Genomic DNA, 9,875 nt, shown 5'->3' with positions numbered 1-9,875 from the left:
TCGACGGCGTCGAACAAGCCGCCGTCATCGCCCGCGAAGACCAACCCGGAACCACCCGACTCATCGGCTACATCACCGGCACCGCCAACCCCGCAGCCGCACGTNACCANCTNGCCCAACNACTGCCCGCCTACATGGTCCCCGCAGCGATCATCACCCTCGACACGATTCCACTGACCGTCAACGGGAAACTCGACACCCGCGCCCTGCCCACACCCGACCACACCGGCACCGACCACTACCGCGCCCCCACCGACGCCGTCGAAGAAATCCTGGCCGGCATCTNGGAAACTCGACACCCGCGCCCTGCCCACACCCGACCACACCGGCACCGACCACTACCGCGCCCCCACCGACGCCGTCGAAGAAATCCTGGCCGGCATCTTCGCCCAGGTCCTCGGACTCGACCGCGTCGGCATCGACGACTCCTTCTTCGACCTCGGCGGCGACAGCATCCTCGCCATGCGACTCGTCGCCACCATCAACAACGACCTCGACACCGACATTGCGGTGCACACCGTCTTCGACGCCCCCACCATCGCCCAACTGGCGCCCCACATCGACACTCGGACAGGCCGCCGCGAACCCCTCGTGCCAGCCGAGCGACCCACAGTCATTCCGCTGTCCTTCGCCCAGAGCCGACTCTGGTTCATCGACCGGTTCGTGGGCGGAATCGTCACCTACAACATGCCGACCGCGTTCGGGATCGACGGGCCGCTGGATGTCGACGCATTGGGCGCCGCCATCGATGACGTCATCGCCCGCCACGAAACGCTGCGAACCATGTTTCCCGACATCGACGGCGTTCCATTCCAAAAGGTAGTGCCGGCCGAACCCGGGATGTGGCGACGCGAGAACCCAGCGGTGCTGTCGGTGTCCGACCAGGATGCGGCCGGCGAGCTGATGGCGCTGGCGGGCTATCGGTTCGATCTGTCGGCGGAGATCCCGATCCGCGCGCAGATCTACTCGATGGGGCCGGAGCGGCATGCGGTCGGAATCGTGGTGCATCACATCGCCGCCGACGGCTGGTCGATCGCCCCGCTGGTGCGTGATCTCGGCGTCGCCTATGCCAGCCGCTGCGGCGGGCAGATGCCCGATTGGGCCGACCTGCCGGTGCAGTACGTCGACTACACGCTGTGGCAGCGTAGGCGGTTCGGTGATCTCGAGGACACCGGCAGTCCCATCGCCGCGCAGCTGGCGTATTGGCAGGACGCCCTGGCCGGAATGCCTGAACGTCTCCAGCTCCCCACCGATCGGCCGTATCCGGCAGTCGCGGACTACCGCGGCGACACGGTGACGATCGAGTGGCCGGCCGAGCTGCAGCAGCGACTGCACGAGGTGGCCCGCAAGCACAATGCCACCAGCTTCATGGTCATCCAGGCCGCACTGGCGATCCTGCTGTCCAAGATCAGCGCCAGCAACGATGTGGCGGTGGGCTTCCCGATCGCCGGACGAAAAGATCCCGCGCTCGACGAGCTGGTCGGATTCTTCGTCAACACGTTGGTGCTGCGGGTTGATCTGGCCGGTGATCCGTCCATCGCCGAGACGCTGGCCCAGGTGCGACGGCGCAGCCTCGCCGCCTACGAACACCAGGACGTTCCGTTCGAGGTCCTCGTCGAGCGCCTCAACCCGACGCGTTCCCTCACGCACCAACCCCTGATCCAGGTGATGTTGGCCTGGCAGAACTTCGCCGGACCGGACAGCGCCGACCCGGCAGCGGGACTGACCCTGGGCGACCTGCGGGTCACGCAGATGCAGGCCGACACTCACACCGCCAGGATGGACCTGCTGTTCAACCTGGCGGATCGCTTCGACGAGGCCGGTGAGCTCGCCGGGGTCTGCGGGGTGGTGGAGTTCCGCACCGATGTGTTCGACGCCGCCAGCATCCACACGCTGATCGAGCGGTTCGAACGGGTCTTGTTGGCGGTGACAGCGGACCCGCAGGCACGGATCTCCTCGGTGGATGTGCTCGACGCCGGCGAACACGCCCGGCTCGATCGGTGGAGCAACCGGGCGGCGCTACTGGCCCGGTCGGTGCCGTCGTCAGGCTCGATCCCGGTTCAGTGGGCCGCCCAGGTGACGCGTACCCCGGACGCCCTGGCCGTCACGTTCGAGGGCCGATCGCTGACCTACCGGGAACTCGATGAGTCCTCGAATCGGTTGGCGCATCTGCTTTCCGAGTATGGTGCGGCCGCAGGCACGTGTGTGGCATTGCTGTTCAGCCGGTCCGCCGACGCCATCGTCGCCATCCTGGCGGTGCTCAAGACCGGAGCGGCGTACCTGCCGATCGATCCGTCTGCGCCGACGGCGCGAATGGATTTCATGATGGCCGATGCCGCACCGATCCTCGCCGTCACCACCGCAGACCTACGGTCCCGGCTCGGCGGATTCGACTTGCCGATCATCGACATCAACGATGACCCTGTTCGCCACTCTCCGGCCGCGCCCATGTCGGCGCCCGCGCCCGATGACATCGCGTACTTCATCTACACATCGGGCACCACCGGCCTGCCCAAAGGTGTTGCCATCAGCCATCTCAGCGTGATGCAACTTCTCGAGTCACTGGATACCGACGTGCCGCGAACGGGTGCGTGGACCCAGTGCCATTCCCTGGCATTCGATTTCTCGGTCTGGGAACTCTGGGGTGCGCTACTGGGGGGCGGCCGACTGGTGGTGGTGTCCGAATCAGTTTCACGCTCACCAGAGGACTTCCACGCGATGCTGGTGACCGAACACATCAGCGTGCTGAGCAGGACCCCATCGGCGTTCTACGCGTTGCAGAGCGCCGAGGCGCTCCAGCCCGAGCTGGGACAGCAGCTAGAGCTGGAGGCCGTCGTCTTCGGCGGCGAAGCGCTTGAGCCACAGCGTCTTCGGACTTGGTGGAGCCGCCACCCGGGGCTACCGCGCATGATCAACATGTATGGCATCACCGAAACTACGGTGCACGCCTCAATCCGCGAGATCACCGACAGCGATGCCGACAACAACTGCAGTCCCATCGGGTCGCCGCTCTCGCACCTTGCCTTCTTTGTGCTGGACGGATGGTTGCACCCGGTGCCCACCGGTGTGGTCGGCGAGCTGTATGTGGCCGGCGCCGGGCAGGCGTACGGATACGTGGGCCGGTCCGGATTGACCGCGTCCCGATTTGTGGCGTGTCCGTTCGGCGGCCAGGGCGCGCGGATGTATCGCACGGGCGACCTGGTGCGCTGGAGTGGCGACGGGAACCTGCAGTATGTCGGCCGCGCCGACGAGCAGGTCAAGGTCCGCGGGTACCGCATCGAGCTGGGCGAGATCGAGAACGCCCTGCTGACCTGCCCGCAGGTCGCCCAGGCCATCGCGACCATGCACAACAGCGGCACCGACAGCCATATCGTCGCCTACGTCACCCTCGATCACATCGCCGCCACAGATGACGACGAGATCGTCGAAGAGTGGCAACACATGTACGACGAACTCTACGAACCGGCGGCCGGGCTCCCGGAGTTCGGAATGGATTTCCGCGGCTGGAACAGCAGCTACACCGACGCTCCGATCCCGCTCCACGATATGGAGGAATGGCGCTCGGCCACAGTGGCTCAGATCATCGCCCTGCAGCCGCGCCGGTTGCTGGAGATCGGCGTGGGCTCGGGCCTGCTCATGTCGCAGATCGCCCCGCACTGTGAGCGCTATGTCGCCACCGACATGTCAGCGGTGGCGATCGACGGTCTCGCTCGCTCGATGCAGCAGCTGCGGATCCCGTGGCGTCATCGCGTCCAGCTGCTGACTCGGCCCGCCCACGTCACCGAGGGACTGCCACAAGGCCACTTCGACACCATCGTGCTCAATTCGATCATCCAGTACTTCCCGAACAGGGGATATCTGGCCGAGGTCCTCGGCAAGGCTGTGGACCTGCTCGCCCCCGGCGGGACGCTGTTCATCGGGGACATCCGGAGCCACACCCTGCAGCGCGCATTCCAGACATCAGTCGCACGGGCCCGCGCCGAGACCGCCGACACCGCCGAAATCCGCGAACGAGTCCATCGCGCGCTGGTCAGCGAAGCCGAATTGGTGCTCGCCCCCGAGTTCTTCACCGCCTGGGTGTCCGATCATCCCTCACTGAACGGGATCGACATCCGAGTCAAACGCGGATCGGCCGACAACGAACTCACCCGGTACCGCTACGACGTCGTCGTCCACAAAGCGCCGTCATCGACACGCTCACTGGCCACCGCCCCCATCTGGACGTGGGACCGATGTGGAAGCACCGGGGGCCTCGAATCCGAGTTGACGTTGCAGAGCCCCGATGCCGTCCGCGTCACGGGGATTCCCCGTGCCGGGCTGATCACCGACGTCCGGATCGAACACGCGCTGGCCACTGGGTCGGACATGGACGATGTGCTCGCCGAGGCCGCCGACATCCCCGGTGCCGCAGTCCCCGAAGAATTGCATCGCCTCGGCGAATCGCTCGGCTATCGCGTCGCCGTCACCTGGGGCGCCCAGCCTGGCACCGTCGATGCAATCTACATTGCCGCCGAGGGCTCGACCCCGCTCACCGACGTCTATCGACCCGCCACCGGGGAACGCCGGCGCACAACCCACGCCAACACCCCCCACACGAACACGTTGATCGGTGCGCTGCGTCAGCGGTTGGGAGAGCGTTTACCCGACTACATGGTTCCGACGCACATCGTGGCGCTCGACGATTTTCCGTTGACATCCTCGGGCAAGCTCGATCGGAAGGCGCTGCCCGCGCCGATGTTCACCGCCACAGGGTTCGAGGCTCCGCAGACGCCGACCGAGGAGACCATCGCCGGCATCTACGCCCGCGTGCTGGGCGTAGAGCGAGTCGGGGTCGACGACTCGTTCTTCGACCTCGGCGGTGACTCACTCTCAGCCATGCGGGCGGTCGCCGCGATCAACTCCTCCCTCGATACTCACCTCGCCGTGCGCACGGTGTTCTACGCACCGTCGGTGAGAAGCCTGAGTCGGCAATTGGGCAGGGAAGACAGCGTTCCGGAAGTGGTCCCCGTCGAGGTGTTCAAGGAACACCGGGGTGTACCGCTGTGCTGTATCCATGACGGCCTCGGCCTGAGTTGGTCATACCGGACTCTCGGCGCATATCTGGACTGCCCCATCATCGGCATCAACCAGGTGCCGAAGGACGGCGAGGCTGAACCCGAGTCGATTCACGCCATGGCCGAAAACTATGCCGACAGGCTCCACGCCGTTCATCCCACAGGACCCTACAAGATCCTCGGCTGGTCTTTCGGGGGTGTCGTCGCCCACCAACTCGCCGTGGAGCTTCGGCGTCGAGGGTGCGAAGTCCAGCGCCTGGTGCTGCTGGACCCCGCCTTCGGCGCCGGCGTGATCACCACCGCCGCTGCGGCGGGTGGGGCATTGAACGAAGGTCAGATCCTCGAACACATCCTGCGCACCAACCGGATCGACATTCCTTTACTGCCAGGTCCTCTCACCTACGAGCGGGCCGAGGAGATCCTGCAGCGAGGAGCCGTGGAGTTCCCTCTTCCGCCGAAGGAACTGCTGGAGTTGATGGTCCGCAGCGTCGAGACCAACCAGAGACATCTCCGCCGACACGTGCCCGAGGTGTTCGACGGCGACATGGTCGTCTTCTCCGCCGCGCGAAGCGGAAGCACGAACGACGTTGCCCCCAAATTCATCTCGCGGCTGGCGGAGCTGCAGACCCGAATGGCAGCCCGCATCAAACTGCGGAAGTGGCGCAGCCACGTCGCAGGCGACCTGGCAGCGTATCCAGTCGACTGCACGCATCACGACATGCTGAACACCGCGTCGCTTCGTCTGTACGGCGAGCAACTCAAACATTCACTGGACGCTTGAAGCAGGGGGTTGCCCGTGAGCACGTCTTCCATCAACATCGTCCTGCGTGAACGCGCGAGTTTGCAGCCCAACCACACGGCGTTCACTTTCATTGACTACGAATACGATTGGGAAGGCGTCGCTGAATCCCTGACGTGGGCGCAGTTGTATCGACGCACGCGCAACGTTGCCCTGGAACTCGAGGGCCGCGGGGCCGCCGGTGACCGGGCGGTGATACTGGCGCCGCAGGGGCTGGATTACATCGTGGCATTCCTGGGTGCACTGGAAGCGGGATTGATCGCGGTTCCACTCTCGGTTCCGACGGTCGCCATTCACGATGAACGTGTCACCGCGGTCCTAGAAGATGCGTCGCCGTCGGTCGTTCTCACGACGTCGGCCGTGGCTGAGAGCGTCGTTCCCTATGCCAAGCCATCCGAGGACGGACCCGCTCCGTCGGTCGTCGAGGTCGATTCGCTCGACGTGGATACGCGCAGAGGGTCCGGCACCCGGCGAGGTGGACATTCAGATATCGCGTATCTGCAGTACACGTCGGGGTCGACCCGCACCCCGGCCGGGGTTGTGGTCTCCCATCGCAATCTGTTGACCAACTGGGAACAGATGGTCGCGAGCTACATTCGTGATTACCAGATGCCCAAGACCACTGTGTCGTGGCTGCCGTTCTACCACGACATGGGATTGATGTGCGGTGTGTGCACCGGCATCCTGGGCGGATGGTCATCGGTGATCACGAGCCCGATAGCCTTCCTTCAACGACCTGCCCGGTGGATGCAGCTGCTGGCGCGCAACCCGCAGGTTTTGTCGGCGGCCCCGAACTTCGCTTTCACACTCGCCGCCGCACGAACTTCGGACGATGACATGGCCGGGCTTGACCTCGGGGACGTGTCGTTCATCAATTGTGGTGCCGAGCGGGTGAATCCGGCAACTATCACTCGTTTCACCGATCGGTTCGCAGCCTACAACTTTCCCAAGTCAGCGATCCGTCCTTCCTATGGACTGGCAGAGGCGACAGTCTTCGTGGCCACCAACGAGCCGGGTGAACCACCGGATTTCGTCCATTTCGAGCCCGAGAAACTCTCGGCCGGGCACGCGAAACGATGCACTGCCGGAACGCCTTTGGCGAGTTATGGTCGGCCGCGGTCCCCGCTCGTGCGGATCGTCGACCCTGAAACCGCGACCGAGAAGCCGGCGGGAAAGATCGGCGAGATCTGGGTGCACGGCGACAACGTCAGTTCCGGCTATTGGAACAGACCAGTCGAGACGGAACAGACTTTCGCTGCGACGATCAACACACCTTCGCCCGGAACACCAGAAGATCGGTGGCTGAGAACAGGAGACCTCGGTTTCTTCTCCGAAGGAGAGCTGTTCATCGTTGGCCGCATCAAGGATCTCTTGATCGTGCGCGGGCGTAACCACTACCCCGACGACATCGAGGCGACGGTCAGCGAGATATCAAGAGGCCGTGCCGCGGCCATTGCGATCCTGGATGACGCCACCGAGAGGCTCGTCGTGATCGTCGAGGTCAAGAAGCGAGGCCAGTCCGAGGAGGAGGTTGCCGAGCACCTCCGCAACGTCAAGGAACAAGCCACGTCGGCAATCTCGAATGCGCACGGTGTGAGTGTTCATGACGTCGTCCAGGTGGCGCCGGGCTCCATCCCCATCACCACGAGCGGGAAGGTGAGGCGAGCAGCCTGCGTACAGCTTTACAAAGACGACGGGTTCCAGCGCGTGGACGTCCGGGAGCGCAGCGCCGTGACTTCCGGGACTGGCACAGTCGAGGTATGGCCGACTACTGGAACCACAACAGCGCCTATCACCCGTGGTTGATCCCCATCGCCACGCAGCACTGCGGCGACGTGCTCGATGTCGGCTGCGGCGAGGGTCTGCTGGCCCAGCGTCTCGCCCCCGTCTCGCGGTCGGTCCACGCCATCGACCCCGATCCCTCGGCGTTGCGACGGGCTTGCGACCGACTCGCCCCGCAACGCACTGTGACCGTCGAACAGGTTGACTTCGAGGCGTTCGACGCCGGTGACTCCCGGTTCGACGTGATCACGTTCGTCGCCAGCCTGCATCACATGGAACTACGGGAGTCGCTGCTCAAGGCTCGCCAGCTGCTGCGCCCGTCCGGCGAGATCGCGGTGGTCGGACTCAGCGCGAACAAGACACCTGGTGACTGGCTCTGGTCGGCCGCGTGTCTGCCGGCGGTGCGAATGGGGTCCTGGCTGCACGCGGAGACGCGCGATATCGGCGTACCGGTGGCGGAGGCGCGCGAGAGCCTCCGCGAGATTCGCCACATCGTCGGCGACGTCCTGCCCGGGGCAGTGGTGCGCCGCGGGCTGTACTACCGCTATCTCCTGCGCTGGCGGAAGCCATAGCGCACGACGACGAGGAAGATCCGTAGGCTGGGCCGCGATGCCCACCAACGACGTCGACCGTCGCTTAAGTGACATGCCCGCGACCGGGTACGTCTACCGCACCTCGTGGCCGGTCGCGACCGGTGACCTCGACGGGAACCTCCACCTGCGCCTCGACGGTGTGGCCCGCTACATCCAGGAGGTCGGCGCCGAGAACCTCGTCGACGCCGGCGAGGCCGAGGACCACCCACACTGGCTCGTGCAGCGCACCGTCATCGACATTATCGAACCGATCGAGTTCCCCAACGACGTGTCGTTCAGCCGGTGGTGCTCGGCGCTGTCGTCACGATGGTGCACGATGCGCGTCGATCTGGTCGGCAGTGACGGCGGCCGCATCGAGACCGAGGGTTTCTGGATCGCCATCAACTCCAAGACGCTCACGCCGCAGAGGGTCTCGGACACGCTCATCGAGCGGTTCGCGTCCACCACAGACGTCCGCCGCCTCAAGTGGCGGCCCTGGCTGGAGAATCCCGACAACGCCGACGAGGAGATGCCATTCCCGCTGCGCCGCACGGACATCGACATCTTCGAACACGTCACCAACACCGCGTACTGGCACGCGATCCACGAGGTGATGGCCCTGGTCCCCGACGTCTGCAGGGCGCCGTACCGGGCGGTGATCGAGTACCGCCGCCCGATCAAGTACGGCGAAGAGGTCACGATCCAGTGGATCCGCCACGGCGACGGCGACGTCCCGGACGTGCAGATCGCACTGGCCGTCGGCGACGACGTCAGGGCCGCGGCACTGCTGCGCAAGCTATAGCTACGCTGGGCGAGTGTCCGATACCGTACTGACGCAGGTCGAGGACCGCGTCGCGCTCATCACCGTCAACGATCCCGACCGTCGCAACGCCGTGACCGCCGAGAGTTCAGCGGCACTTCGTGCTGCCGTCGAGGCCGCAGAGGCCGACCCCGACGTCCACGCCGTGATCCTGACCGGGGCGGGCAAGGCGTTCTGCGCCGGCGCCGATCTGACCGCTCTGGGCGCCGCGACCGAAGACGGATTGCGGGTGATCTACGACGGTTTCCTCGCCGTCGCGCAGTGCACGCTGCCCACCATCGCCGCGGTCAACGGCCCTGCGGTGGGCGCCGGCCTGAACCTCGCGCTGGCGGCCGACGTCCGCATCGCCGGGCCGGCGGCCGTGTTCGACCCACGGTTCCAGAAGCTCGGCATCCACCCGGGTGGCGGCGCGACCTGGATGCTGCAGCGGGCGATCGGTCCTCAGGCGGCGCGGGCGGCATTGCTGTTCGGGATGCGCTGCGACGCAGAAACCGCCGTGCGTCATGGGCTCGCCCTCGAGGTCGCCGACGACCCCGTGGCCGCAGCCCGCGCCCTCGCCGCGGGACCCGCCGCGGCCCCGCGCGACGTCGTGATGGCGACCAAGGCCTCGATGCGGGCGACCGCCAACCCGGGCACGAACGACCTCGATCAGCACCGCCTCGCCGTCGACGTCGAGATCGGCCCGCAGGCGGTGTCGATCGAGTCGCCCGAGTTCGCTGCCAGATTGGCTGCGGCCAAGCGCAAGTGACCTAGGTGTTCTTCACGGGCAGGTTGTGAACACGTAGGCGTTCGATGGGTGTTTTTCCGCCGATGCCGGTGTGGGGTCGGTGATGATTGTAGTGATGCAG

The 9,875-nt window shown here is 65.7% G+C and carries 4 protein-coding genes and 1 pseudogene; all 5 read left to right on the top strand.

All coding sequences use genetic code 11. The features are described from left to right. Positions 1-5,628: pseudogene (locus tag H7I57_RS00645) on the top strand (non-ribosomal peptide synthetase); the annotation flags it as partial. 222 nt (positions 5,629-5,850) lie between these two features. Beyond that, positions 5,851-7,659, top strand: coding sequence for an AMP-binding protein (locus H7I57_RS00640; protein WP_264021287.1), 1,809 nt, complete (start codon positions 5,851-5,853; stop codon positions 7,657-7,659). Continuing rightward, entirely contained in the window at positions 7,614-8,207 is a 594-nt protein-coding gene (locus H7I57_RS00635) for a class I SAM-dependent methyltransferase (protein WP_264021285.1), read from the top strand. The genes H7I57_RS00640 and H7I57_RS00635 overlap by 46 nt, the downstream gene beginning before the upstream one ends. A gap of 37 nt (positions 8,208-8,244) precedes the next feature. Next, positions 8,245-9,009 (top strand): acyl-[acyl-carrier-protein] thioesterase, encoded by a 765-nt coding sequence (locus H7I57_RS00630; RefSeq protein ID WP_264021283.1) that lies wholly within the window; start codon positions 8,245-8,247, stop codon positions 9,007-9,009. A gap of 13 nt (positions 9,010-9,022) precedes the next feature. Then, the gene (locus tag H7I57_RS00625; protein WP_264021282.1) at positions 9,023-9,775 is read left to right on the top strand and encodes an enoyl-CoA hydratase; all 753 of its coding nucleotides are present in this window, start codon (positions 9,023-9,025) and stop codon (positions 9,773-9,775) included. Positions 9,776-9,875 lie beyond the last annotated feature (100 nt).

This window comes from Mycolicibacterium pyrenivorans (assembly GCF_025821625.1).
Taxonomy (GTDB): Bacteria; Actinomycetota; Actinomycetes; order Mycobacteriales; family Mycobacteriaceae; genus Mycobacterium; species Mycobacterium pyrenivorans.
This window is presented reverse-complemented; position numbering and strand designations above follow the sequence as displayed.